Genomic DNA, 24587 nt, shown 5'->3' with positions numbered 1-24587 from the left:
ACTAATCCACCCCGAAGGGCTTCATCGTTCGACTTGCATGTGTTAAGCACGCCGCCAGCGTTCGTCCTGAGCCAGGATCAAACTCTCCGTGAATGTTTACCGGTAATCCGGTGAAACACGTCGGAAGAGCGGAACCGTCGACCGGAATAGGGCCGACACGTTCACTGCGTCCTCGCTGTGTCGCCTGCCCGCACCCCCAAAGGGATCGAACAGGTCTTTTTCAAAGGAACCTCGTCCTCCCGAGATCGGGAGAGACGGGGTATCAACATATCTGGCGTTGACTTTTGGCACGCTGTTGAGTTCTCAAGGAACGGACGCTTCCTTCGTACTCACCCTCTCGGGCTTTCCTCCGGGCTTTTCCCTTCGGTCTTGCGTCTCCGACTCTACCAGACTCTTTCGGGCCCGATTTCCTCGGCGCTTTCCAGGTCTTCGCTTTCGCGCTTTCCTTTCCGGCGGTTCCGACTCTATCAGAGCTTTTCGGCTCTGATTCCCCGTCAGGAGGGTCCGCCTGAGCGCCTGTTGGGGCGCCGCGGCGAGTGAGACAGTAGCGGATTCCTGAGTCCCGAGCTAATCGAGGGAATTCCACTCCCCGAAAGAAGACACACGAAAACGAGGGGACGACGAAGCGCCGTTCGTTTGCGGTGATTCCTGCGGAGTGACTGTCCGGGGCCGACCGGAGTCGGTTCTCACGTCGGACAGCTCGGAGTACATTACGGAGTCGGCGACCCGGTGTCAACTCCCGGTCGATGTCCCTGGTCGGAGGGTGTCAGCCGTTGCCGGAGGCGAGCTGCCGGCTGCGGTCCCGGGCGGCTTCGAGCGCGGCGATGAGAGCGGCACGAACCCCGTGGTTCTCCAGCTCGCGGATGGCGCTGATCGTCGTCCCGGCCGGGGAGGTGACGGCCTCGCGGAGCTTCACGGGATGTTCGCCGCTGTCGCGCAGCATGACCGCCGCGCCGATCGCGGCCTGGACGATCAGGTCGTGGGCCTGGGCGCGGGGAAGGCCGAGCAGGATGCCCGCGTCCGTCATGGCCTCGACCAGGAAGTAGAAGTACGCCGGTCCGGAGCCGGAGAGCGCGGTCGCGGCGTCCTGCTGCGACTCGGGCACGCGGAGGGTCTTGCCGACGCCGCCGAAGATCTCCTCGGTGTGGGCGAGGTGCTCGGCCGTGGCGTGACTGCCGCCGCTGATGACGGACATGCCCTCGTCGACCAGGACGGGGGTGTTGGGCATGACGCGGACGACCGGGGTGGCCGCCGGTAGCCGCTCCTCGATGAAGGACGTCGTGATGCCCGCGGCGGCGCTGACGATCAGGCGCTCGCCGGGCAGGTGCGGGGCCAGTTCGTCGAGGAGCCGTCCCATGTCCTGCGGCTTCACGGCGAGGATGAGCGTGTCGGCCCGCTTGGCCGCGTCGGCGTTGGACACGGGCTCGACCCCGTACCGGGTGCGCAGTTCCTCCGCGCGGTCGCCGCGGCGGGTGGTGACCAGGAGGTCGGCCGGGCGCCAGCCGGCGCGGATCATGCCGCTGAGGAGGGCTTCGCCGATCTTGCCGGTGCCGAGGACTGCGACGGTCTGGGACATGGGAACGCCCTCCGGGCCGGGTGCGGGGTGCTGTGGTGCGTACCCGGCCCATCCTCGCACCCGGGTGGCGTCCGGTCGGGAGGTGTCCGAGGGGCGGGCAGCGGGGTCAGCGGGTGGCGAGGAAGAGGTGGGTGACGTAGTCCTCGCGGACCCGGCCGTCGGGGAAGGCCCGCAGGAGGATCTCGCGCTCGGCGTCGAAGAAGGCCCGGGTCTCGTCGGCCGGGCTGATCAGGAAGGTCGAGTGGGTGGCCAGGTTGGCGAGGTGGCCGTCGAGCGGGACCTCCCGGCTCCAGGGGAACTGGTGGCGGGTGAAGGCGAGGGTGTCGGGCAGTGCGGGGGTGAAGCCGGGGTGGGTCGCCGCGACGCCCGGCAGGTCGGCGGTGGCCGAGCGGGCGAGGATGCGGTCGGTCTGGGCGGCGATCCAGTCGGCCCCGGTGTCCGCGAGGTTCCACCAGAGGGCGAGGACCCCGCCGGGCCTCAGGACGCGGCGGGCTTCCGCGCCGGCCCGGGGCAGGTCCGTCCAGTGCCAGGACTGGGCGAAGGTCAGGAGGTCCAGCGAGGCGTCGGCGAAGGGGAGGGCGTTGCCGTCGCCGCGCACCAGGGGGATCCGCGGGTGGGCGCGACGCAGTTGGTCGGCCATGGCCACGCCCGGTTCGACGGCGGTCACGCGGGCACCTCGCCCGTGCAGCAGCGCGGTGGCGATTCCGGTGCCGGCGCCGACGTCCGCGGCGCGGGCGCCGGTCAGGGGGCGGCCGAGACGGTCCTCGACGGCGGCGAAGAGCGCCGGGGGGTAGCCGGGTCGGTGGGCGGCGTACTCCGCCGCGGCGCTGTCGAAGGAGTGGGCGCGGGACGGAGCTGTGGCCATGGAGCCATCCTGGCCGCGGGCGGGCGAGCCGGGAAGGGGTCTGCCGCGAAGACCGGTCCCTGCCGGGCTCAGCGGCGGCGCTTGCGCTTGGCGGGGTTGCCGGCGCGGCGGGTGCTGCGCCGCTCGTACCGCGCGCGGGCCGTCTCGTACTCGGTCCGGTGGAGTTTCTCGCCGGGGGCCTCGGCGAGGGAGCGGAAGAAGTAGGCGAGGAGCGAGCCGATGAAGCCGATCGTCTTGACGCTGCGGAGGGACTGCTCGGCCGACGGGTCGAGGCGGCGGGTGAAGCCCTCCCAGGTGCGGCGGAAGGCGATCGCGCTGCAGACCGCGAAGAAGACGACGAGGAGGGTGTTCACCAGGCCGCCGACCTCGGCGATCTGCATGCCCTCGAAGGCGAAGCGCAGGACGAGGCAGGCCGCGACCGCGGCGAGGAGGGATCCGGCGGCGAGGCCGGCGCGGCGCAGGGCGTAGTGGCCGGTGTGGTCGACCCACGTGGTGCCGTAGAAGCGCAGTGGTTCGGGGCGGGGGCCGGTGTCGGCGGTTCGCGGGTCGTCGGGGGTGCCGGGGGGAGGCGTCTCGTCGCTCACGGGATCGATTATCGCCCGGGGGGTGCGCTGGTCGACCACGCGACGCCTGAGGGTGGCGATGTCCTGTGGAGGGGGACATGCGTCGGCTCCCGGCCGCGGGGCGGACGGGAGCCGGCGGGTGTGATCGGGTCAGCCGAGCTTGGTGACGTCGCGGACGGCGCCCTTGTCGGCGCTGGTGGCCATGGCGGCGTAGGCGCGGAGGGCCTGGGAGACCTTGCGCTCGCGGTTCCTGGGGGCGTAGACGCCGTTCAGGGCCTTGTCGCGGCGGGCCAGTTCCTCGTCGGACACCAGGAGTTGGATCGTGCGGTTGGGGATGTCGATCGAGATGCGGTCGCCGTCCTCGACCAGGGCGATGGTGCCTCCGGAGGCGGCTTCAGGGGAGGCGTGGCCGATGGAGAGGCCGGAGGTGCCGCCGGAGAAGCGGCCGTCGGTGACCAGGGCGCAGACCTTGCCGAGGCCGCGGCCCTTGAGGAACGACGTCGGGTAGAGCATCTCCTGCATGCCGGGGCCGCCCTTGGGGCCCTCGTAGCGGATGACGACGACGTCCCCGGCGGTGATCTCCTTGCGGAGGATCTTGTCGACGGCCTCCTCCTGGGACTCGCAGACGACGGCGGGGCCCTCGAACGTCCAGATGGACTCGTCGACGCCGGCGGTCTTCACCACGCAGCCGTCGACGGCCAGGTTGCCCTTGAGGACGGCGAGACCGCCGTCCTTGGAGTAGGCGTGCTCCACGGAGCGGATGCAGCCGTCGGCGGCGTCGGTGTCGAGGCTGTCCCACCGCTCGGACTGGGAGAACGCGGTTGCCGATCGCTTGCAGCCGGGTGCGGCGTGCCACAGCTCGACGGACTCGGCGGAGGGCGATCCGCCGCGGACGTCCCAGGTCTTGAGCCACTCGGCGAGCGAGTCGGCGTGGACGCTGTGGACGTTCTCGTTGAGCAGGCCGCCGCGGTGCAGCTCGCCGAGGATGGCGGGGATTCCGCCCGCGCGGTGCACGTCCTCCATGTAGTAGGTGCCGCCGGGGGCGACGTTGGGGGCGACCTTGGCGAGGCAGGGGACGCGGCGGGAGATCTCGTCCATCTCCGCGAGGCCGAAGTCGAGGCCGGCCTCCTGGGCGGCGGCCAGGAGGTGCAGGATCGTGTTGGTGGAGCCGCCCATGGCGATGTCGAGGGCCATGGCGTTCTCGAAGGCCTCGCGGGAGGCGACGGCGCGCGGCAGGACGGAGGCGTCGTCCTGCTCGTAGTGGCGCTTGGTGATCTCGACGACGGTGCGGCCTGCGGTCTCGTAGAGGGCCTTGCGGGCGGTGTGGGTGGCGAGCACCGAGCCGTTGCCGGGGAGGGCGAGGCCGATGGCCTCGGCGAGGCAGTTCATCGAGTTGGCGGTGAACATGCCCGAACAGGAGCCGCAGGTCGGGCAGGCGTTCTCCTCGATGCGGAGGATGTCGGCGTCGGAGATCTTGTCGTTGACGGCGTCGGAGATGGCGTCGACGAGGTCGAGGGTGCGGACGGTGCCGTCGACGAGCGTGGCCTTGCCGGCCTCCATGGGGCCACCGGAGACGAAGACCGTCGGGATGTTGAGGCGCAGCGCGGCCATCAGCATGCCGGGGGTGATCTTGTCGCAGTTGGAGATGCAGATCAGGGCGTCGGCGCAGTGGGCCTCGACCATGTACTCGACGCTGTCGGCGATGAGGTCGCGGGACGGCAGGCTGTAGAGCATGCCGCCGTGGCCCATGGCGATGCCGTCGTCGACCGCGATGGTGTTGAACTCGCGGGGGACGGCGCCGGCCGCCTTGATGGCGTCGGAGACGATCCGGCCGACGGGGGCGAGGTGGGTGTGGCCGGGGACGAACTCGGTGAAGGAGTTGGCGACGGCGATGATCGGCTTGCCGATGTCCTCGCTCGCTACCCCGGAGGCGCGCATGAGGGCGCGCGCGCCCGCCATGTTGCGGCCGTGGGTGACTGTGCGGGACCTCAGCTCGGGCATCTTCGCTCGCTCCTTGGGCAGCGCCCCGGGGATCGGGGCTCCGGCGAATAGGGCTGTCGTCGAGCGTACGCCCGTGCTCCAGGATCTGGACAGGCCGTCCGGATTGCGGGACGACCGGCTCACACTCCGGTCAACCACGGCAGAGCGGGACGCCCTCCTGGGAGGTGTCTTCAGGAGAGCGGGAAGCGGTCGGCCGCGGTGGTCGCGGCGAGGTGGAGGCGGGTGAAGGCCAGGGCCTCGGCGAGGTCGGCCTCGCGTTCGGCGGACGACATGGCCCGGCGGGTGTTGACCTCGATGACGACGTGTCCGTCGAACGACGAGCCCGCCAGCCGTTCGAGCAGCTCCGCGCAGGGCTGGGAGCCGCGGCCGGGGACCAGGTGCTCGTCCTTGGCGGACCCGTTGCCGTCGGCCAGGTGGACGTGGCCCAGGCGGTCGGCCATCCGGTCGACCATCTGCAGGGCGTCGTTGCGCGCCGTCGCGGTGTGGGACAGGTCGATCGTGAAGTGCCGGTAGTCGTCCTTGGTGACGTCCCAGTCGGGGGCGTAGGCGAGCATCTCGCGGTCGCGGTAGCGCCAGGGGTACATGTTCTCGACGGCGAACCGCACGTCGGTCTCGTCGGCCATCCGCCAGACGCCCCGGACGAACGCGCGGGCGTAGCCGCGCTGCCAGCGGAAGGGCGGGTGGACGACGACGGTGGACGCGCCCAGGCGCTCCGCCGCCGCGCGGGCGCGCTGGAGTTTCACCCAGGGATCGGTGGACCAGACGCGCTGCGTGATCAGGAGGCACGGGGCGTGGACGGCGAGGATCGGCACCCCGTGGTGGTCGGAGAGGCGGCGCAGGGCGTCGACGTCCTGGCTGACCGGGTCCGTCCAGACCATGACCTCGACGCCGTCGTAGCCGAGGCGTGCGGCGATCTCGAAGGCGGTCGCCGTCGACTCGGGGTACACCGACGCCGTCGAGAGGGCGACCTTTGCTTTCGGGACGCGTACGGGTGGTTCTGCCACGGGAACAGCGTACGGGGCGCGCGGGGAGCGGGGGCCGGGGGCGGCCTCGCGGACCGGTGACCCGGGAACCGGGCAGGCCGGTTCCCGGGTCGCGCCGGTCACTTGCCCAGGCGGTCGATGCGGCGGAGGATGACGCCCTCGCGCAGCGCCCAGGGGCAGATGTCGAGGGTCTTGACGCCGAAGAGGTCCATCGCGGCCTCGGCGACGAGCGCGCCGGCGAGGAGCTGGTGGGCGCGGCCCTCGGAGACGCCGGGAAGGTCCGCGCGCTCGGCCGTCGTCATGGCGGCGAGCCGCGGGACCCACTCCTCCAGTGCGGCGTGGGTCAACTCGCGGTGCACGTAGAGGCCCTCGGCGCTGCGTGCCGCGCCGGCGATCCGGGCCAGCTGCTTGAAGGTCTTGGAGGTGGCGACGACGTGGTCGGGCGCACCCCTGCGGGTGAAGTCGCCGACGATCCGGCCGACCTCGGTGCGGACGTGCCGGCGGAGCGCGCGGACGTCGTCGGGCGCGACGGGGTCGCCGGGGAGCCAGCCGGCGGTGAGGCGGCCCGCGCCGAGCGGGAGCGAGACGGCGGCGTCGGGCTCCTCGTCCATGCCGTGGGCGATCTCCAGGGAGCCGCCGCCGATGTCGAGCAGCAGGAGGGTGCCCGCGGACCAGCCGACCCAGCGGCGGGCGGCGAGGAAGGTCAGCCGGGCCTCTTCGGCACCGGACATGACGGGCAGGTCGACGCCGGTCTCGGCCTTGACCCGGGCGAGCACGGCGTCGGCGTTGGTGGCGTCCCGGACGGCGGAGGTCGCGAAGGGCAGGATCTCCTCCGCGCCCTTGTCCTCGGCCGCCCGAAGCGCGCTGTGGATGACGGATATCAGCCGGTCGACGCCGTCCGTGCTGATCGCCCCCTGGTCGTCGAGCAGTTCGGCCAGGCGCAGCTCCGCCTTGTGGGAGTGCGCGGGCAGGGGGCGGGCTCCGTGGTGCGCGTCCACCACGAGCAGATGAACCGTGTTCGAACCCACGTCAAGGACACCGAGTCTCATGGGCGAAACGCTACTGCCAGCCGGTCTTACTCTGGGCGGGTGCCGAAAACGAAGAAGCCCGCGAAGGCGAAGAAGAAGCGTGTCGTCCCCGTCGTCCCCACCGGTTCCGCCTCCGGCGCGCCCGCGGACGAACAGGGCGTCGACTTCGCCCGGGCCTGGGTCGAGTTCCCCGACCCGGCGGACGGCGAGCAGGTCTTCCGCTGCGACCTGACCTGGCTCACCTCGCGCTGGAACTGCATCTTCGGCAGCGGCTGCCAGGGCATCCAGGCCGGCCGCGCGGCGGACGGCTGCTGCACCCTGGGCGCGCACTTCTCGGACGCCGACGACGAGCGCCGGGTCGCCGGGCATGTGGCCCGGCTCACACCGGACATCTGGCAGTTCCACGGCGTCGGGACCGAGGGCGGCTGGACGCAGGAGGACGAGGACGGCGACCGGCAGACGCGCCGCTGGGAGGGGTCGTGCATCTTCCAGAACCGGCCCGGCTTCGCGGGCGGGGCGGGCTGCTCGCTGCACATCCTGGCGCTCCGTGAGGGCAGGGAGCCGCTGGAGACCAAGCCCGACGTGTGCTGGCAGCTGCCGGTGCGGCGGACGTACGACTGGATCGACCGGCCGGACGACACCCAGGTGCTGCAGATCTCGATCGGCGAGTACGACCGCAGGGGGTGGGGCTCCGGCGGCCACGACCTGCACTGGTGGTGCACCTCCGCGACGTCGGCCCACGGGGCGGGCGACCCGGTGTACGTGTCGTACCGGCCGGAGCTGACGGAGCTGATGGGCAAGCAGGCCTACGACGTCCTGGTCGGGCTGTGCGAGGCGCGGCTGGCCTCGCAGCTGCCGCTGGTGGCCCCGCATCCGGCGGACCCGGCGCGGTAGCGCGGTCGCGTCAGTTGGCGGCCGGGGCGGGCGTGTCGGTGGGCGGCGGGGGGTCGTCCGTCGGGGCCGGGTCGGTCGGCCCGGGCGTCGTGGGGGTGGGTTCGGGCGTCGGGTCGGGGGTCGTCGGGGAGGGGGTGGGCCCGGGGTCCGGTGGCGGGGTGCCGGGCTCCGGTTCCGAGGGCGACGGAAACGGCGGGGGCGGTGAGGGCGCGGCGGACGAGGGCGGCGGGCCGGAGGTCGCGGGCGGGCCCGTGGGAGTGCCTGGGCCGTATCCCCGGACGACGACCACCGCGTCGCCGGGGGCGACGGAGAGGTGCGCCGTCCAGTGGCCGCCCGGCTCGTGGGTGCGGTCGACGGTGATGTGCACGGTGAACGTCTCGCCCGGGGCCAGGGTTCCCGAACTCCGGCTCGCCCGCAGCCAGAAGGCGTCGCTGTGGAGCGACCAGACGAGCGGTGCGGAACCGGCGCGCAGAGTGACGACGGTCGTGTCGCCGTACCGACGGGCGTCGACCGAGAACCGGCTATGAGCGGTCCCGCCCGACACCGACGGTTTTGCGGGATCGCCGCCCAGGACCTCGACCGAGACGTCGGGCGGGCGGCGGGCGGAGGTGAAGCGGTCGGTGGTGTCGGGGCGGGCGTTGCCGGCGTTGTCGTAGGAGTCGTGCGCCGGGTGGTCGCCGGCGAGGGTCCTGGAGGTGTTCTCCTCGTCGGCGGTGACGGTCGCCCGGTCGCTGCCCTCGCCGGTGGGCGGAGCGCCGCGGTAGGCGGCCCACAGGGCCAGCACCGGGGCGGCGACGACGGTGGCGACGACCGTGGTGGTCACCGCGCGGGAGCGCAGGCGGTCGCGGCGGGCGGCCTGATCCCTGGGGCTCATCGGGAAGCCCGCGCGGTTGAAGCGGGGCGCCGTCGCGCGTCCGCGCGGGACGCCCCGCATGGCGGCGCGGGCGGCGCCGCGCGGCGCGCTGAGCACGGGCAGCCGGGCGGGGGTCACGCTGGTACCGGGCCAGGCCCCGGCGCCGACGACGCCCTCGGCGGCGCGGCGGCAGCGGGGGCAGGAGTCGACGTGGCGGACGATCTCCAGGCGCAGCGCGGCTCCCAGCAGAACCCTTTCGTCACCGGTCAGGCCGGTCACGACGGCGCAGCTGCCGGTCTCCACGATCGCGAGCGCGGTCCGGGTCCGCTCGACCTCGCAGGCCGCGGTGGCGAGGGTCTCGCGGGCCGCCTGCGGGGTGACGCCGAGGACGGCGGCGACGTCCTCGGGGGTGAGCCGGTGGCGGACCGCGAGCTCCAGGGCCTCGCGCTGCTCGGGGCTCGTACCCGCCGCCTCGGGCCACGCCAGGAGGGCCAGTTCGCGCTGCCGGTGGGCGGAGACGTCCTCGGGGAGGCGGCTCTCCTCGGCCTCCTCCGCCCGGCGTCCGCGCGGTACGCGTCCGCGCTGCGCGGCCAGGGCGCGCAGGCACGCCCACCGGGCCAGGGCGTAGAGCCAGGCCGCGTGGCGGTCGGGGTCCTCGGGGCATCGGGCGCGCTGCCGCTCCGCCAGCGCGAGGACCTCGCCCAGGGTGGCGATCGCGCTGTCGTGGTCGCAGAGGACCGACAGGCAGTACGTGAACAGGCCGTCGAGGTGGGGCTCGTCCCGCGCGGGCGCCGACTGCCGCGGGGAGCGCCGCGGCTCACCGCGCCGTGCGGGGGACGGGTCGGAGGGCGGGGGATCCTGATGACGGCTCGTCATCCGGCGACCGTAGAAGGGCGGTGACGACCGCCTGGGGCCACTTGAACGGATTTAATCCGTACGGGTGAACGTTCTCCTCGAAAGGGGACAGGACGGGGCTTTCCGCGGGCATTTGCGCCCGGTTCGTACCGCAAGCGCGTGCGCCCCCGTGGGAACAGCCGGCGCGGGCCGGCCGACCGCTCGGGAACGGCGTTGTCAGTGGCGGCGGCTACGGTGGCGGACATGGCTGCTCGTACGAAATCCGCCAAGGACCGCCCGTCCTACCGCTGCACCGAGTGCGGCTGGACGACGGCCAAATGGCTCGGCCGCTGCCCCGAGTGCCAGGCCTGGGGCACGGTCGAGGAGCACGGCACGCCCGCCGTGCGCACGACGGCGGCCGGCCGGGTGACGACGGCGGCCGTGCCGATCGCCCAGGTCGACGCCCGGCAGGCCACCGCGCGGTCAACGGGGGTCGACGAGCTGGACCGGGTGCTCGGCGGCGGCCTGGTGCCCGGCGCGGTGGTGCTCCTGGCGGGCGAGCCGGGCGTCGGCAAGTCGACGCTGCTGCTCGACGTGGCCGCGAAGTCGGCGAGCGACGAGCACCGCACGCTCTACGTCACGGGCGAGGAGTCGGCGAGCCAGGTCCGGATGCGCGCCGACCGGATCCACGCGATCAACGACCACCTGTACCTCGCGGCGGAGACGGACCTCTCGGCCGTCCTCGGCCACCTGGACGCGGTCAAGCCGTCCCTGCTGATCATGGACTCGGTGCAGACGGTGGCGTCCCCGGAGATCGACGGGGCGCCCGGCGGGATGGCGCAGGTCAGGGAGGTCGCGGGGGCGCTCATCCGGGCCTCCAAGGAGCGCGGGATGGCGACCCTCCTCGTCGGCCACGTGACGAAGGACGGGGCGATCGCCGGACCGCGGCTCCTGGAGCACCTGGTCGACGTGGTGCTGAACTTCGAGGGCGACCGGCACGCCCGGCTGCGGCTGGTCCGCGGGGTGAAGAACCGGTACGGCACGACGGACGAGGTCGGCTGCTTCGAGCTGCACGACGAGGGGATCACGGGTCTCGCCGACCCCTCGGGGCTCTTCCTGACCCGCCGTGACGAACCCGTGCCAGGCACCTGCCTGACCGTCACCCTGGAGGGCCGGCGCCCGCTGGTCGCCGAGGTGCAGGCGCTGACGGTGGACTCGCAGATCCCCTCCCCCCGGCGGACCACCTCGGGGCTCGAGACGTCCCGGGTGTCGATGATGCTGGCCGTCCTGGAGCAGCGCGGCCGGATCCAGGCGCTGGGCAAGCGGGACATCTACACGGCGACGGTGGGCGGGGTGAAGCTCTCGGAGCCGGCCGCCGACCTCGCGGTCGCGCTCGCCCTGGCGTCCGCGGCGAGCGACACACCGCTGCCGAAGAACCTCGTCGCGATCGGCGAGGTCGGGCTCGCGGGCGAGGTCAGACGGGTCACCGGGGTCCAGCGGCGGCTCGCGGAGGCCCACCGGCTCGGCTTCACCCACGCCCTCGTGCCGACCGATCCGGGACGGATCCCGCCGGGCATGAAGGTGATCGAGGTCGCCGACATGGGGGACGCGCTGAGGGTCCTCCCGAGGTCCCGTCGGGCGGAGGCCCCACGGGAGGCGGAGGAGCGCCGGTAGACTTTGCCCAGGTCTCGCCCGTCCCCGCGGTCCCGGAGCGCCGTTCACGGCCCTGGAGCAGGGGTTCGACGAGGGCGGGACCCGGCACGGGCTACCGAGCAGACCCGCAACTGGAGGAGCGCAGTGGCAGCCAACGACCGGGCGGGAGCTCCCGGCAAGTCGAGCGCCGGAACGGACGCGCTGATGCGTGCCTCCCTGAGCGCCGTCGCGCCCGGACAGCCGCTCCGCGACGGCCTGGAGCGCATCCTCCGCGGCAACACCGGCGGACTGATCCTGCTCGGCTGGGACAAGACGGTGGAGTCGATGTGCACCGGCGGCTTCGTGCTCGACGTGGAGTTCACCGCGACGCGGCTGCGTGAGCTGTGCAAGCTCGACGGCGGCATCGTCATCGACAAGGACATCACCAAGATCCTGCGGGCGGGCGTGCAGTTCGTCCCCGATCCGACGATCCCGACCGAGGAGACCGGCACCCGGCACCGTACGGCCGACCGGGTGTCCAAGCAGGTCAGCTTCCCCGTGGTGTCGGTGTCCCAGTCGATGCGGCTGATCGCGCTCTACGTGGGCGGTCAGCGCAGGGTCCTGGAGGACTCCGCCGCGATCCTGTCCCGCGCGAACCAGGCGCTCGCCACCCTGGAGCGGTACAAGCTCCGCCTGGACGAGGTGGCCGGCACGCTCTCCGCGCTGGAGATCGAGGACCTGGTCACCGTCCGGGACGTGACCGCGGTGGCGCAGCGCCTGGAGATGGTCCGCCGGATCGCCACCGAGATCGCGGAGTACGTGGTCGAGCTCGGCACCGACGGCCGGCTCCTGTCGCTGCAGCTCGACGAGCTGATCCAGGGCGTCGAGCCCGAACGCGAGCTGGTCGTGCGGGACTACGTGCCCGAGCCGACCGCCAAGCGCTCGCGGACGGTCGCCGAGGCGCTCACCGAACTGGACGCGCTGTCCCACGCGGAACTGCTCGAACTCCCCATCGTCGCCCGCGCGCTGGGCTACACCGGCTCCCCCGAGACCCTCGACTCCGCGGTGTCCCCGCGCGGCTTCCGGCTGCTGGCGAAGGTGCCGCGGCTGCCCGGCGCCATCATCGACCGCCTGGTGGAGCACTTCGGCGGCCTGCAGAAGCTGCTCGCGGCGAGCGTCGACGACCTGCAGACCGTCGACGGCGTCGGCGAGGCGCGGGCGCGCAGCGTCCGGGAGGGGCTGTCGCGGCTCGCGGAGTCCTCGATCCTGGAGCGGTACGTCTGAGGACCGCGGAGGCGTCCGGTCAGTCCTTCTCGAGGACGAAGGACGTCTTGGCCCCGGGCAGGCCGGGCGCCTTCACCTCCACCAGGTAGGTCTCGCCCTGCGCGACCGAACCGGGGCGCGGGGTCGCGCAGTTGGGCTCGCTGGTGGTGCGGTCCCAGGTGACGGTGTGCGTCACGGACGTCTTCGCGGAGACCCGCAGCAGCCGCGCGGCGGGGTTCTTCGGGCAGTCGGCGGACGACCACAGGAGGTCGTCGGTGTCGGCGCGGGTGATCTCGACGACGGCCTCCTTCGGGCCGAAGTCCATCTTGCAGCTCTGGTCCGAGGCGTTGGACGCCACCAGTTCGAGCTTCGGCTTCTCATCGGGCTCGTAGGTGTTCCTCACGCTGCGCAGCGAGAGCTTGACCGTGCCGGAGGTGCAGTCCGGGAGCGTGGAGCCGACCGGGACCTCGGAGCCGGAGCCGCCGCTCCCGCCCGCGCCGCCGACCCCGCCGGCCGACCCGCCGGACGCGTCCCCTCCGCCGGCCCCGCCCGAGTCGTCGGCGCCGCCGGAGCCCGAACCGCCGCCGGACGCACCGCCGTTGCCCGTGCCGCCGTCCGCACCCGCACCGCCGCCGCCGGAGCCGCCGTCGGAGGCACCGCCGTCGGACTCCTCGCGGCCGCCCGGGGCCTCGCTGATGGGCGGCTGGGAGTCGGTGGGTCCGGGGGTGATCGACGAGGTGGGTCCCCGGCCGCCGGGCCCGTCGGCGCCGTCGTCCTTGCCGTCGTCACCGGAGGTGACGAGCCAGACGACGAGCAGGGCGACGACCGCGATCACGGACAGCAGAACCGCCCTCCGTCGCCAGTAGATGGAGGAGGGAAGCGGCCCGATCGGATTGCGCAGAGATCCCACGGCGCAACCTTACGAGAGATCACCGCCCACTCAGGCCCCACCCGCCGCCCGGGACCGTAACTTTTCCGTTCATCATCCGGATCGACTCTCTGGGTGACGGGCAGGGCTTGCTGAGTGACCGTCAGGTCGCCGGGCACCGCGGTGCGCCGGGTCGGGCCGTACCCGGCGGTGCGGGGGCCGGGGCGGCCTCCGTACTGTCCATGGCATGGACAGCGATCTCTACCGCGACATCCTCGGATTCGCACACGACACGCCCGAATGGTTCCAGTTCCTGGCCGAGGTCTGGACCGAGCTGGGGCTGCTGGTGTTCGCGGCACTCTTCATAGCCGGCTGGTGGCGGGCGCGGACGCTGCCGTCGGGGGCGATGGCGGCGGCCGTCCTGGCGCCGCTCGGCACCGGGGTCGCCTACGTCTGCAGTGAGGCCCTGAAGTCGCTGGTCGACGAGGACCGGCCGTGCCGCGCCGTGGCGCGGGCCGCGGCGCCGCTCGTCAGCTGCCCGCCGGTCGGGGACTGGTCGTTCCCGTCGAACCACTCGACGATCGCGGGGGCCGCGGCGGTCGGGCTGGCCCTGGCGTGGCCGCGGCTGGCCTGGTTCACCGTCCCGATGGCGCTTCTCATGGCCCTGTCGCGGGTGTTCGTCGGCGTGCACTACCCGCACGACGTGGCGGCCGGGCTGCTCCTGGGCGCGCTGGTCTCGCTGGTGTTCGTCCGGCTCGGCCGGCGGCCGATGACACGGCTGGTGGACGCGCTGCGCGGGGCGGAGGCCGGCCTGCCCCGGTGGCTGTCGGGCACGGGGGCGGACGATCTGGTCACCGGGGCGGGCGTCGGGCGGCACCGCCGCTGACGGCGGGCCGCGCGGGCGGCCGTGGGAGGATCGTCCCGCCATGACCGAACCCCGAAGTCCCCTCGAAGCCGTGTCCGACGCCCGCTCCCTCGCCGCTGAGGGCGCCACCGCGAGCGCCGTGGCGGCCGTCGTCCCCGACGCCGCGGGCGTCGCTCCCGAGGCGCTGCACACCCCCGTCCTCGGCTGGTTCGACCGGCACGCCCGCGATCTGCCGTGGCGCAAGGAGGAGGCGGGCGCCTGGGGGGTGATGGTCAGCGAGTTCATGCTCCAGCAGACGCCCGTGGTGCGGGTGCTGCCGGTGTACGAGCAGTGGCTGCGGCGCTGGCCGCGCCCCGCCGACCTGGCCGCGGAGCCCTCGGGAGAGGCCGTACGCGCCTGGGGGCGGCTCGGCTACCCGCGGCGGGCGCTGCGGCTGCACGGCGCCGCCCGGGCCATCGCCGAGCGGCACGGCGGCGAGGTGCCGTCCGACCACGCCGCCCTGCTCGCCCTGCCGGGCGTCGGCGAGTACACGGCGGCCGCCGTCGCCTCGTTCGCCTTTGGGCAGCGACACGCGGTGATGGACACCAACGTGCGGCGGGTGTTCGCCCGCGCGGTGACCGGCGTCCAGTACCCGCCGAACGCCACCACGGCCGCCGAGCGGAGGCTGGCCCGGGCCCTGCTGCCCGACGACGAGGCGACGGCGGCCCGCTGGGCGGCGGGCTCGATGGAGCTGGGCGCGCTGGTGTGCACGGCGAAGAGCCCCGACTGCGGCAGCTGCCCGATCGCGGGCCACTGCGCCTGGCGGCTGGCGGGCAAGCCCGCGCACGACGGGCCGCCGCGGCGCGGTCAGACGTACGCCGGGACCGACCGGCAGGTGCGCGGCAAGCTGCTCGCGGTGCTGCGGGAAGCGCTCGAGCCGGTGCCGCAGCGGGTGCTGGACGCGGTCTGGGACGAACCGGTGCAGCGGGCCCGCGCGTTGGACGGGCTGGTCGCGGACGGTCTCGTCGAGCCGCTGGAGGGCGGGACGTACCGGCTTCCGCACAGCTGAGCGCCGGGCCGCGGCGGGTGGGCGGCCCGGAGAGTACGCCGAAGGGCCGCTACCGGGAAGCGTGTCGCCTCCCGGCAGCGGCCCTTCGGCGTCCGTTCAGGCCGTCTTGCCCGCGCCCGCCGCCTCCGGGACCGGCGGCGCGGCCGGGGCGGCCGGCGCACCCGCACCACGCAGCGGCACCTCCTTGACGAAGAACGCGGCGACCAGGCCCAGGACGGCGATGGCCGATCCGAGCAGGAAGGCCGAGTGCGTCCCGGACGACACGGCGTACTGGTAGGCCTCGCGGACCGCCGCGGGCAGCTCGGCCAGGCTGGCCGCGTCGAGCTGCGCGGGCTGGTCGGGAGCCGCGCCCCCGGCTCCGGTGCCGGCCGCGCCGCGCTCGGCCATGGTGTCCAGCACCCGGTTGTTGAAGACCGCGCCCATGATCGCGACGCCGAACGAGCTGCCGAGCGTGCGGAAGAGGGTGGTGGACGACGAAGCGACGCCCATGTCCTTCATCTCGACGCTGTTCTGCGCGACGAGCATCGTGATCTGCATCAGGAAGCCCATGCCGGCGCCGAGCACCGCCATGTAGAGCCCCGAGGTCAGCCGGGTGGTGTCGGTGTCCATCTGGGCGAGCAGGAAGAGCCCGATGACCATCAGCGCGCCGCCGATGATCGGGAAGATGCGGTAGCGGCCGGTGTCGGTGGTGATGCGGCCGGCGACCAGCGAGACCACCATCATCGACAGCAGCATCGGCAGGAGCAGCAGACCGGAGTTGGTCGCGGACGCGCCCTGGACGGACTGCTGGTAGAGCGGCAGGAAGAGGACCGCGCCGAACATCACGAATCCGGTCAGGAAGCCGATCACGGACATCAGGGTGAAGTTGCGGCTGCGGAAGATGTGCAGCGGCATGATCGGCTCCGCGGCCCGCCGCTCCACGAAGACGAACCCGACCAGGGCGGCGACGCCGAGGGCGATCAGCTCCATGATGACGGCCGAGTCCCAGTCGTACTCCGTGCCGCCCCAGGTGGTCACGAGGACGATGGACGTGATGCCGACGGTGAGCAGCGCGGCGCCCAGGTAGTCGATCCTCGCGTCCCGGCGGCGCTCCTTCTTCGGCAGGTGCAGCACCGCGGTGACCATCGCGAGCGCGACCGCGCCCAGCGGGAGGTTGATGTAGAAGCTCCAGCGCCAGCCCCAGTGGTCGGTGATGGAGCCGCCGACCAGCGGTCCGCCGATCATGGCGACGGCCATGACGCCGGCCATCATGCCCTGGTACTTGCCGCGCTCGCGGGGCGGGATGAGGTCGCCGATGATCGCCATGACGCCGACCATCAGGCCGCCCGCGCCGAGCCCCTGGACCGCGCGGAAGCCGATCAGCTGGCTCATGTCCTGGGCCATCCCGCTCAGCGCCGAGCCGATCAGGAAGATCACGATCGAGGTCAGGAAGACGCCCTTGCGGCCGTACATGTCGCCGAGCTTCCCCCAGATGGGGGTGGAGGCGGCGGTGGCGAGCGTGTAGGCGGTGACCACCCACGACAGGTGCGCGAGGCCGCCGAGCTCGCCGACGATCGTCGGCATCGCGGTGCCGATGATCATGTTGTCGAGCATCGCGAGCAGCATCGCGATCATCAGGGCCATCAGCACGACCCGGACGCTGCGCGGCCGCACCTCCTTCTCCGCGCCCGTGCTCTTCTCCATCTGGGCCATGATCCCCCAGCTCCCTGCGGTGTCCTGCGCGACTTACTTGCCGCCCGGCTAGTATTGACTTCAGGGAAGTTAGCCCCTGTACTAGCCGGGCGTCAAGTAAGTTTGCGAGTTCCTGGGAGAGCAACGTGGCACGAGGCAACACCCGCCAGCGCATTCAGGACGTGGCCCTGGAACTCTTCGCCGAGCAGGGGTACGAGAAGACCTCGCTGCGCGAGATCGCCGAGCGGCTCGAGGTCACCAAGGCCGCGCTGTACTACCACTTCAAGACCAAGGAGGACATCCTCATCAGCCTCTTCCAGGACCTGACGCGTCCCATGGACGAGCTGATCGCCTGGGGCCAGGGGCAGCAGCCCGGCCTCGAGACGAAGCAGGAGGTCCTGAGCCGGTACAGCCAGGCGCTGGCCGACGCCGCGCCGCTGTTCCGCTTCATGCAGGAGAACCAGGCCACGGTGCGCGAGCTGAGCATCGGGGACTCCTTCAAGGAGCGGGTCCACGCGCTCATCGAGCTGATGCAGGTGCCGGACGCCTCGCTCAAGGACCAGGTGCGCTGCGTCAGCGCCCTGGTCACCCTGCACGCGGGCTCGTTCCACCTGTGGAACGTCGACGGCGACCCCGAGGACAAGCGCAAGGCCGTCCTGGAGGTCGCCGTCGATCTGGTGCGTCAGGCGCACGGGGTCACGCCGTAGGTCACACCTTGGTGCCCTGCGCGTGCAGGAAGGCGACCGGGTCGACCGCGGAGCCGTAGTTCGGGGTGGTGCGGATCTCGAAGTGCAGGTGGGGGCCGCTGGAGTTACCGGTGTTGCCGGAGAGGGCTATGTGCTCGCCGGTCTCGACGCGGTCGCCGACATTGACGTCGACGCGCGACAGGTGCGCGTACTGCGAGTACGTGCCGTTGTCGTGCCTGATGACCACGGCGTTGCCGTACGCGGGGCCGTCCCCGGCGCCGTTTCCGCCGGCCTTGACGACGGTGCCGCCGTGGGCGGCGACGACCTTCTTGCCGACCGGGACGGCGAAGTCCTGGCCGGAGTGGCCGTGCGACCAGCGGTCGCCGCTGTTGCCGAAGGTGGCGGTCAGCGTGTAGTCGCTGACCGGGTCGACCCAGGACTTCTTCTTCTTGGCCGCGTCCGCCTTGGCCTTCTTCGCGGCCTTCACCTTGGCGGCGGCCTTCTTCTCGGCCTTCACCTTCGCCTCGTGGACGGCCTGCTTGGCGGCCTTGGCCTGGGCGTCGGCCTGGGCGCCGATCGCGACGCCGCTCGCGTTCGGCACCGCCACGGCCACGGAGTCGTTCGCAGCGCTGGCGACACCGGTTCCCAGGAGCATCGACACGCCGAGGCCAGCGGCCAGCACGGCGCCGCGGGTACGGGTCGTGGTCGAGGAGATGCGGGACTTGGTGGCGCGCTTCGTCATGCGGAAAACCTCCGGTGAAAGGGGGCCGGGTGGTCGTTCGTCCGGCGTTGCCATTCCTTGGTAACCGCCACCCCCGTACCGGCTCAAACAGCTCTTCTACTACTCAAGTCCGTATATCGGGCCTTTTGCGCAACCCTGAGTGCCGTACCGCCCCTGGTTGCACTTTCAAGTGAAATGAATGGTTTCGGTAGGGTTTAGGCCCACTTCATCGAGGGTCGAAGCCTCGGTGGCCCTTGAGAACCCGCCTCTGCCCGCCATGGGGGGCCGAAGGTCCCGCCGGCCCCAGCGGAGGTCCCGCGGTGACGGTCGGCGCGTACGACTACCGCCGGTAGGAGAGGACCAAGGGCCTGTGCGGCACCTCACCGGGCGGAGGCTCCGAAAGCGGCCTGGGTCACACGAAATCGCGCTCCGCTCGCGCACGTTCGGCCCCCTGGGGACACCGCACGCCCTAGCCTGGCCGGACTGGATCACTGCCCCCGGGGGGAAGGCACATGGAGCCCGTACTCATCGGCACCCGCCTCGCGTCGAGCGCGGTGGCCCCGCTCGTCAAGCGGCTCTTCGTCACGGAGGGGCCGGGCGCGGACCTGGTGGACGCCCCGGTGCGGCTGTCGGGGTACGTCTCGTTCACCGGCGAGAAGCGCACGCTGTCCGAACGGGACCTGCGCAAGCTCGCCGGGGTCCTGGTGCACCGGGCGCAGCAGTGCGACGAGCGGCCCGCGCCCGCCGACGAGGAGCAGGCCGTCGTCGACGCGGTGACCCGCACCCTGCACGCGCTCGGCGATCTGGACCTCACCGACGTGGAGGCCGTCCAGCTCGGCCACGAGGCGCTCGCCGCCCGTCTGAGCGCCGCGAGCGGCCGTCCCGAGCGCCACCTGTCCGCGGACGCGGCCTACTTCCACGAGCGGCTGGTCACGACCGCCTGCCTGCACGTCCTGAACTTCTTCACCCAGCGGTCGGCCTTCATCGCCGCGACCCTGGTCGCCCAGAGCCGCGCCCAGGCCGCGCTGATCGCGCGCGTCGACGAGCTGATCGCCCGCACCCCGCTGCCGGGCTCCCGCGACGTCGTCTTCGAGGCCCGCTACCGCGAGTACATCGTCCACAAGCACGGCCGGATCACCATCTACGGCATCGATCTGCACCACTCACCGGACCGTTGGCCGCTCGACGCCGCCTATCTGAGCCTGGAGGCGACCGGCGAGCACCGCGAGGACACCGCCGTCGGCCCGGCCGGCGACACGGCCGAGCCGCCGCCCGTCGCAGGCGGGTACCAGATGCCCGCCGAGAACGCCCTCACCGACCACGACCGGGTGCTGCTGCGCGGGGTCGCCGGCTCCGGCAAGACCACCCTGGTCCAGTGGCTCGCCCTCACCGCCGCCCGCGACGGCGACCGCATCCCCTACGTCCTTCCGCTGCGCACCCTGGTGCGCGGGCCCGGGCTCCCCGCCCCGGGGAGGTTCCTGGAGGCCGTCAACTGCCCGCACGCCGCCCCCGAGGGCTGGGCGGAGCGCGTCCTCGCCGCCGGCCGAGCGGTGGTCCTCGTGGACGGGATCGACGAGATCCCCGAATCCGACCGCGGCCGCACCCGCGAGTGGCTGCGCGACCTGGTGGCGGGCTACCCCGCCGGCAACCAGTGGCTGGTCACCACCCGCCCCTCCGCGGTCCGCGACGACTGGCTCGGCGACGAGCGGTTCCGGGAGCTCACCCTCTCCCCCATGCGCGAACCGGAAGTGCGCTCCTTCGTCCACCGCTGGCACCGCGCCGCGGAGGCCGCCGGATACGAGGAGCCCCTGCTGCACGCGCTGCGGACCGAGCCCGACCTCGCCCGGCTGGCCACCAACCCGCTGATGTGCGGCCTGATCTGCGCCCTGCACCGCGACCGGAAGGGTTTCCTGCCGCTCGGCCGCAAGAGCCTCTACGACGCCGCCCTGACCATGCTCCTGTCCCGCCGCGACCGCGAGCGGGCCATGGGCGCCCCCGACGGCATCGAGCTCGCCGAGGAGCCGCAGATCCAGCTGCTGCAGCGGCTGGCGTACTGGCTGGTGCGCAACGGCCGCAGCGAGATGGAACGCGCCCGGGCCGAGGACGTCGTCGCCCGCGCGCTGCCCGCGGTGCCGTCGGCGGCCGCGCAGGGCGACGGTCCCGCCGTCTTCCGCCACCTGCTGCTCCGCAGCGGGCTGCTCCTGGAGCCGTCCCCCGGCGCGGTGGTCTTCGTGCACCGCACCTTCCAGGAGTACCTGGCCGCACGGGCGGCGGTCGAGGCCTGGGACGTCGGCGTGCTCCTGTCCCACGCGGACGACACGGCGTGGGAGGACGTCATCCGCATGGCCGTCGCCCACGCCCGGCCGCGGGAGCGCGCGGAGCTGCTCTCGCTGCTCACGGCGCACCACTCCGTACGGGTCCGGCTGCTCGCGCTGTCGTGCCTGGAGCACGCGACGGAGCTGGCGCCGGAGGTCCGCGCGGAGGTCGAGTCGCGGGCGGCGGAGCTGATCCCGCCGCGGGACGTGGAGGCGGCGCGGGTACTCGCGGAGGCGGGTCCCCTGGTGCTCGCTTACCTGCCCGGCCCGGAGGGGCTGACGGACGACGAGGCCCGCGCGGTCGTCGTCACCGCGTCCCGGATCGGCACCGACCTCGCGATCCCGGTGCTGGCCCGCTTCCGCGAGCACGCTTCGTGGCAGGTCCGGGGGCAGCTCGCCTGGGTGTGGCACCGGTTCGACACGGAGTTCTACGGGCGCGAGGTGATCGCGCACCTGCCGTACGACGACCTGTACCTGGTCGCGCACTCCCCGGCGGAGCTGGCGGCGCTCAGGGGGATGGGCGGGCGGCCGTGGGTGCAGTTGGAGGGCGACTTCGAGGCGGAGGACCTGCGCGCCTACCTGGATCCGGGGCAGCTGACGCGGCTGGACGTCCGCGGCTCGTTGTCCGACGTCGAGGTGCTGGGCGACTTCCCGCTCCTGGAGACGCTCCACTTCAGCGGCTGGCGGGTCGGCGGCCCCTCCCTCGCGCCCCTCGCCGCGCTGCCGCGGCTCCGGGTCCTGCGGCTGGCGGGCCCGCACACCCTGCTCGCGCTGCTCCTCGACCCGGCCTCCCTGGGCGTCCTCGGCCAGGTCACCACCCTGTACCTCTACGAGCTGCTCTCCGACGACGACCTCGAGCTCCTGCCACGGGTGTTCCCGGCCCTGGAGACGCTGCACGTCTTCGTGGCGGACGGACACGAGCCGCACGTCGACCCCGGGTTCGTCTCCCGGACCTTTCCCGCGGTGACCGTCCACGTCAGCACCCAGCGCAGCACCGACCGGAAGCACGACTGAGGCGCGCGGAGGCGTCGTCGTTACTCCGTCCGAAGACGACGAAAAGGGGCGCCTCCCGGAACCGGATTCCGGGAAACGCCCCTTCTCAGGCGATCAGGACCGCTTACGCGTCCTTGCTCAGGTTCGGGCCCGCACCGCCGCCGGCGGCCGACTCGATCGGCGGGACGTCGGGCAGCGCCGACTTCTCCTCGCCGCGGAAGGTGAACTTCGCGTCGTCACCCTCGCCCTCGACGTCCACGACCACGATGTGGCCCGGGCGCAGCTCGCCGAAGAGGATCTTCTCCGAGAGGGTGTCCTCGACCTCGCGCTGGATCGTGCGCCGCAGCGGACGCGCGCCGAGCACCGGGTCGTAGCCCCGCTTGGAGAGCAGGTCCTTGGCGGACTGGCTGAGCTCGATGCCCATGTCCCGGTCGCGGAGCCGCTCGTCGACCTTGCCGATCATCAGGTCGACGATCTGGAGGATGTCGGCCTGCGACAGCTGCGGGAAGACGACGACGTCGTCCACACGGTTGAGGAACTCGGGACGGAAGTGCTGCTTGAGCTCGTCCGAGACCTTGTTCTTCATCCGCTCGTAGTTGGTCTTCGTGTCGCCCTGGGCGGCGAAGCCCAGGTTGAAGCCCTTGGAGATGTCCCGCGTGCCGAGGTTGGTCGTCATGATGATGACCGTGTTCTTGAAGTCCACGACCCGGCCCTGGGAGTCGGTCAGGCGACCGTCCTCCAGGATCTGCAGCAGCGAGTTGAAGATGTCCGGGTGGGCCTTCTCGACCTCGTCGAAGAGGACCACCGAGAACGGCTTGCGCCGCACCTTCTCCGTCAGCTGGCCGCCCTCCTCGTAGCCCACGTAGCCGGGGGGCGAACCGAAGAGGCGCGAGACCGTGTGCTTCTCGCTGAACTCCGACATGTCGAGGGAGATCAGCGCGTCCTCGTCGCCGAAGAGGAACTCCGCGAGCGCCTTGGACAGCTCGGTCTTACCGACACCGGACGGGCCGGCGAAGATGAACGAGCCACCGGGGCGCTTGGGGTCCTTCAGACCGGCGCGGGTACGGCGGATGGCCTTGGAGAGCGCCTTGACGGCGTCCTTCTGGCCGATGACGCGCTTGTGGAGCTCGTCCTCCATGCGCAGCAGGCGCGAGGACTCCTCCTCGGTCAGCTTGAAGACCGGGATGCCGGTGGCGGTCGCCAGGACCTCGGCGATGAGCTCGCCGTCGACCTCGGCGACGACGTCCATGTCGCCGGCCTTCCACTCCTTCTCGCGCTTGGCCTTCGCCGCGAGGAGCTGCTTCTCCTTGTCGCGCAGGGAGGCGGCCTTCTCGAAGTCCTGCGAGTCGATCGCGGACTCCTTGTCGCGGCGGACGCCGGCGATCTTCTCGTCGAACTCGCGGAGGTCCGGCGGCGCGGTCATCCGGCGGATGCGCATCCGGGAGCCGGCCTCGTCGATCAGGTCGATCGCCTTGTCCGGCAGGAAGCGGTCCGAGATGTACCGGTCGGCCAGGGTCGCGGCCTGCACCAGCGCCTCGTCCGTGATGGACACGCGGTGGTGGGCCTCGTACCGGTCGCGCAGGCCCTTGAGGATCTCGATGGTGTGCGGGAGCGAGGGCTCCGCCACCTGGATCGGCTGGAAGCGGCGCTCGAGGGCCGCGTCCTTCTCGAGGTGCTTGCGGTACTCGTCGAGCGTCGTGGCGCCGATGGTCTGGAGCTCGCCGCGGGCCAGCATCGGCTTGAGGATGCTCGCCGCGTCGATCGCGCCCTCTGCGGCGCCCGCACCGACGAGCGTGTGCAGCTCGTCGATGAACAGGATGATGTCGCCGCGGGTGCGGATCTCCTTGAGGACCTTCTTCAGCCGCTCCTCGAAGTCACCGCGGTAGCGGGAACCGGCGACGAGCGCACCGAGGTCGAGGGTGTAGAGGTGCTTGTCCTTGAGGGTCTCGGGCACCTCGCCCTTGACGATCGCCTGGGCCAGGCCCTCGACGACGGCCGTCTTGCCGACGCCGGGCTCGCCGATGAGGACCGGGTTGTTCTTGGTCCGGCGGGACAGCACCTGCATGACCCGCTCGATCTCCTTCTCGCGCCCGATGACCGGGTCGAGCTTGGACTCACGAGCGGCCTGGGTGAGGTTCCGGCCGAACTGGTCGAGCACCAGGGACGTGGAGGGCGTGCCCTCGGCAGGACCGCCGGCGGCGGCGGTCTCCTTGCCCTGGTAGCCGGAGAGCAGCTGGATGACCTGCTGCCGCACCCGGTTGAGATCGGCGCCCAGCTTCACGAGGACCTGGGCGGCGACGCCCTCGCCCTCGCGGATCAGGCCGAGCAGGATGTGCTCGGTGCCGATGTAGTTGTGGCCGAGCTGAAGAGCCTCCCGGAGCGACAGCTCCAGGACCTTCTTCGCACGAGGAGTGAAGGGGATGTGGCCGGACGGGGCCTGCTGGCCCTGCCCGATGATCTCCTCCACCTGCTGGCGGACCGCCTCGAGCGAAATCCCGAGGCTCTCCAGGGCCTTAGCGGCGACACCCTCACCCTCGTGGATGAGACCCAGGAGGATGTGCTCGGTGCCGATGTAGTTGTGGTTGAGCATCCGGGCTTCTTCCTGAGCCAGGACGACAACCCGCCGCGCGCGGTCGGTGAACCTCTCGAACATCGTTATTCGCTCCTCAGAGCGGTCGGGCAGTCAAGGGGTCGGTCCCCTCCCTGTCCTACCGCATGCTAGTCCCGCGGGGCGGGACAGCTCATTCCAACTGCCGACACCCGTCCGTGCCTCCCGGCCCGAACAGCCGACAACTGCTCCAACCTGATCCTGCGAGACGATGTTCCCGCAGGCCAGGGAGATACCCGCACCATCAGTACGCCGATGGCGAACGGGGACCTCGCCGAACCCCGCGTGTCGCCTCTCCCACTAGGGATGTCCTACCCGCT

At 72.2% G+C, this 24587-nt stretch carries 18 protein-coding genes and 1 rRNA gene; 7 read left to right on the top strand and 12 right to left on the bottom strand.

Going from position 1 to position 24587, the window contains the following annotated elements:
* The 7 genes from ACFWEG_RS04650 to ACFWEG_RS04620 all read right to left on the bottom strand — a co-directional run.
* Positions 1-93: ribosomal RNA gene (locus tag ACFWEG_RS04650) — 16S ribosomal RNA — on the bottom strand; the annotation flags it as partial.
* A gap of 673 nt (positions 94-766) precedes the next feature.
* Positions 767-1576, bottom strand: coding sequence for a pyrroline-5-carboxylate reductase (gene proC / locus ACFWEG_RS04645; protein WP_387209134.1), 810 nt, complete (start codon positions 1574-1576; stop codon positions 767-769).
* Positions 1577-1682: 106 nt separating this feature from the next.
* Complete coding sequence (locus ACFWEG_RS04640) at positions 1683-2441, bottom strand: class I SAM-dependent methyltransferase (protein ID WP_387209132.1); 759 nt, start codon at positions 2439-2441, stop codon at positions 1683-1685.
* A gap of 68 nt (positions 2442-2509) precedes the next feature.
* The gene (locus ACFWEG_RS04635) at positions 2510-3025 is read right to left on the bottom strand and encodes an EamA/RhaT family transporter (protein WP_387209130.1); all 516 of its coding nucleotides are present in this window, start codon (positions 3023-3025) and stop codon (positions 2510-2512) included.
* Positions 3026-3154: 129 nt separating this feature from the next.
* Entirely contained in the window at positions 3155-5005 is a 1851-nt protein-coding gene (gene ilvD, locus ACFWEG_RS04630) for a dihydroxy-acid dehydratase (RefSeq protein WP_387209128.1), read from the bottom strand.
* Between the two features lie 170 nt (positions 5006-5175).
* The gene (locus ACFWEG_RS04625) at positions 5176-6009 is read right to left on the bottom strand and encodes a sugar phosphate isomerase/epimerase family protein (protein ID WP_387209126.1); all 834 of its coding nucleotides are present in this window, start codon (positions 6007-6009) and stop codon (positions 5176-5178) included.
* Between the two features lie 98 nt (positions 6010-6107).
* Positions 6108-7037, bottom strand: a complete 930-nt coding sequence (locus tag ACFWEG_RS04620; RefSeq protein ID WP_387209125.1) for a Ppx/GppA family phosphatase — start codon at positions 7035-7037, stop codon at positions 6108-6110.
* Positions 7038-7076: 39 nt separating this feature from the next.
* Between ACFWEG_RS04620 and ACFWEG_RS04615 the strand changes: the two genes are divergently transcribed.
* Positions 7077-7910: a hypothetical protein gene (locus ACFWEG_RS04615; protein ID WP_387209123.1), complete on the top strand. Its 834-nt coding sequence runs from the start codon at positions 7077-7079 to the stop codon at positions 7908-7910.
* 10 nt (positions 7911-7920) lie between these two features.
* Here ACFWEG_RS04615 and ACFWEG_RS04610 read toward each other — a convergent pair whose 3' ends face one another.
* Positions 7921-9639 carry a hypothetical protein gene (locus ACFWEG_RS04610; protein ID WP_387209121.1) on the bottom strand — a complete coding sequence of 573 codons (1719 nt, stop codon included), beginning with the start codon at positions 9637-9639 and terminating at the stop codon, positions 7921-7923.
* A 222-nt stretch (positions 9640-9861) separates the two neighbouring features.
* Here ACFWEG_RS04610 and radA point away from each other — a divergent pair, with 222 nt between their 5' ends.
* Both radA and disA read left to right on the top strand, forming a co-directional pair.
* A complete protein-coding gene (radA, locus tag ACFWEG_RS04605; protein ID WP_387209119.1) occupies positions 9862-11271 on the top strand; it encodes a DNA repair protein RadA in 1410 nt (469 codons plus the stop codon).
* Positions 11272-11454: 183 nt separating this feature from the next.
* Positions 11455-12513: a DNA integrity scanning diadenylate cyclase DisA gene (gene disA / locus ACFWEG_RS04600; protein ID WP_387209148.1), complete on the top strand. Its 1059-nt coding sequence runs from the start codon at positions 11455-11457 to the stop codon at positions 12511-12513.
* A 19-nt stretch (positions 12514-12532) separates the two neighbouring features.
* Here disA and ACFWEG_RS04595 read toward each other — a convergent pair whose 3' ends face one another.
* Positions 12533-13402 carry a hypothetical protein gene (locus tag ACFWEG_RS04595; protein WP_387209117.1) on the bottom strand — a complete coding sequence of 290 codons (870 nt, stop codon included), beginning with the start codon at positions 13400-13402 and terminating at the stop codon, positions 12533-12535.
* 205 nt (positions 13403-13607) lie between these two features.
* Between ACFWEG_RS04595 and ACFWEG_RS04590 the strand changes: the two genes are divergently transcribed.
* Both ACFWEG_RS04590 and ACFWEG_RS04585 read left to right on the top strand, forming a co-directional pair.
* Entirely contained in the window at positions 13608-14246 is a 639-nt protein-coding gene (locus ACFWEG_RS04590) for a phosphatase PAP2 family protein (RefSeq protein WP_387209115.1), read from the top strand.
* A gap of 40 nt (positions 14247-14286) precedes the next feature.
* The gene (locus tag ACFWEG_RS04585; RefSeq protein WP_387209113.1) at positions 14287-15273 is read left to right on the top strand and encodes an A/G-specific adenine glycosylase; all 987 of its coding nucleotides are present in this window, start codon (positions 14287-14289) and stop codon (positions 15271-15273) included.
* Between the two features lie 96 nt (positions 15274-15369).
* Here the strand turns inward: ACFWEG_RS04585 and ACFWEG_RS04580 are convergent, their stop codons facing one another.
* Positions 15370-16965, bottom strand: a complete 1596-nt coding sequence (locus tag ACFWEG_RS04580) for an MDR family MFS transporter (RefSeq protein ID WP_387209111.1) — start codon at positions 16963-16965, stop codon at positions 15370-15372.
* Between the two features lie 125 nt (positions 16966-17090).
* On the opposite strand from ACFWEG_RS04580, the gene ACFWEG_RS04575 reads away from it, so the two are divergent.
* Positions 17091-17651 carry a TetR/AcrR family transcriptional regulator gene (locus ACFWEG_RS04575; protein WP_387209109.1) on the top strand — a complete coding sequence of 187 codons (561 nt, stop codon included), beginning with the start codon at positions 17091-17093 and terminating at the stop codon, positions 17649-17651.
* A gap of 1 nt (position 17652) precedes the next feature.
* Here the strand turns inward: ACFWEG_RS04575 and ACFWEG_RS04570 are convergent, their stop codons facing one another.
* Entirely contained in the window at positions 17653-18372 is a 720-nt protein-coding gene (locus tag ACFWEG_RS04570) for a M23 family metallopeptidase (RefSeq protein ID WP_387209107.1), read from the bottom strand.
* A 491-nt stretch (positions 18373-18863) separates the two neighbouring features.
* Here ACFWEG_RS04570 and ACFWEG_RS04565 point away from each other — a divergent pair, with 491 nt between their 5' ends.
* A complete protein-coding gene (locus tag ACFWEG_RS04565) occupies positions 18864-21680 on the top strand; it encodes an NACHT domain-containing protein (RefSeq protein WP_387209105.1) in 2817 nt (938 codons plus the stop codon).
* 103 nt (positions 21681-21783) lie between these two features.
* Here ACFWEG_RS04565 and ACFWEG_RS04560 read toward each other — a convergent pair whose 3' ends face one another.
* Positions 21784-24312 (bottom strand): ATP-dependent Clp protease ATP-binding subunit, encoded by a 2529-nt coding sequence (locus ACFWEG_RS04560; RefSeq protein ID WP_387209103.1) that lies wholly within the window; start codon positions 24310-24312, stop codon positions 21784-21786.
* Positions 24313-24587: the final 275 nt, after the last annotated feature.

Source organism: Streptomyces sp. NPDC060194, from assembly GCF_042728285.1.
GTDB lineage: Bacteria > Actinomycetota > Actinomycetes > Streptomycetales > Streptomycetaceae > Streptomyces.
This window is presented reverse-complemented; position numbering and strand designations above follow the sequence as displayed.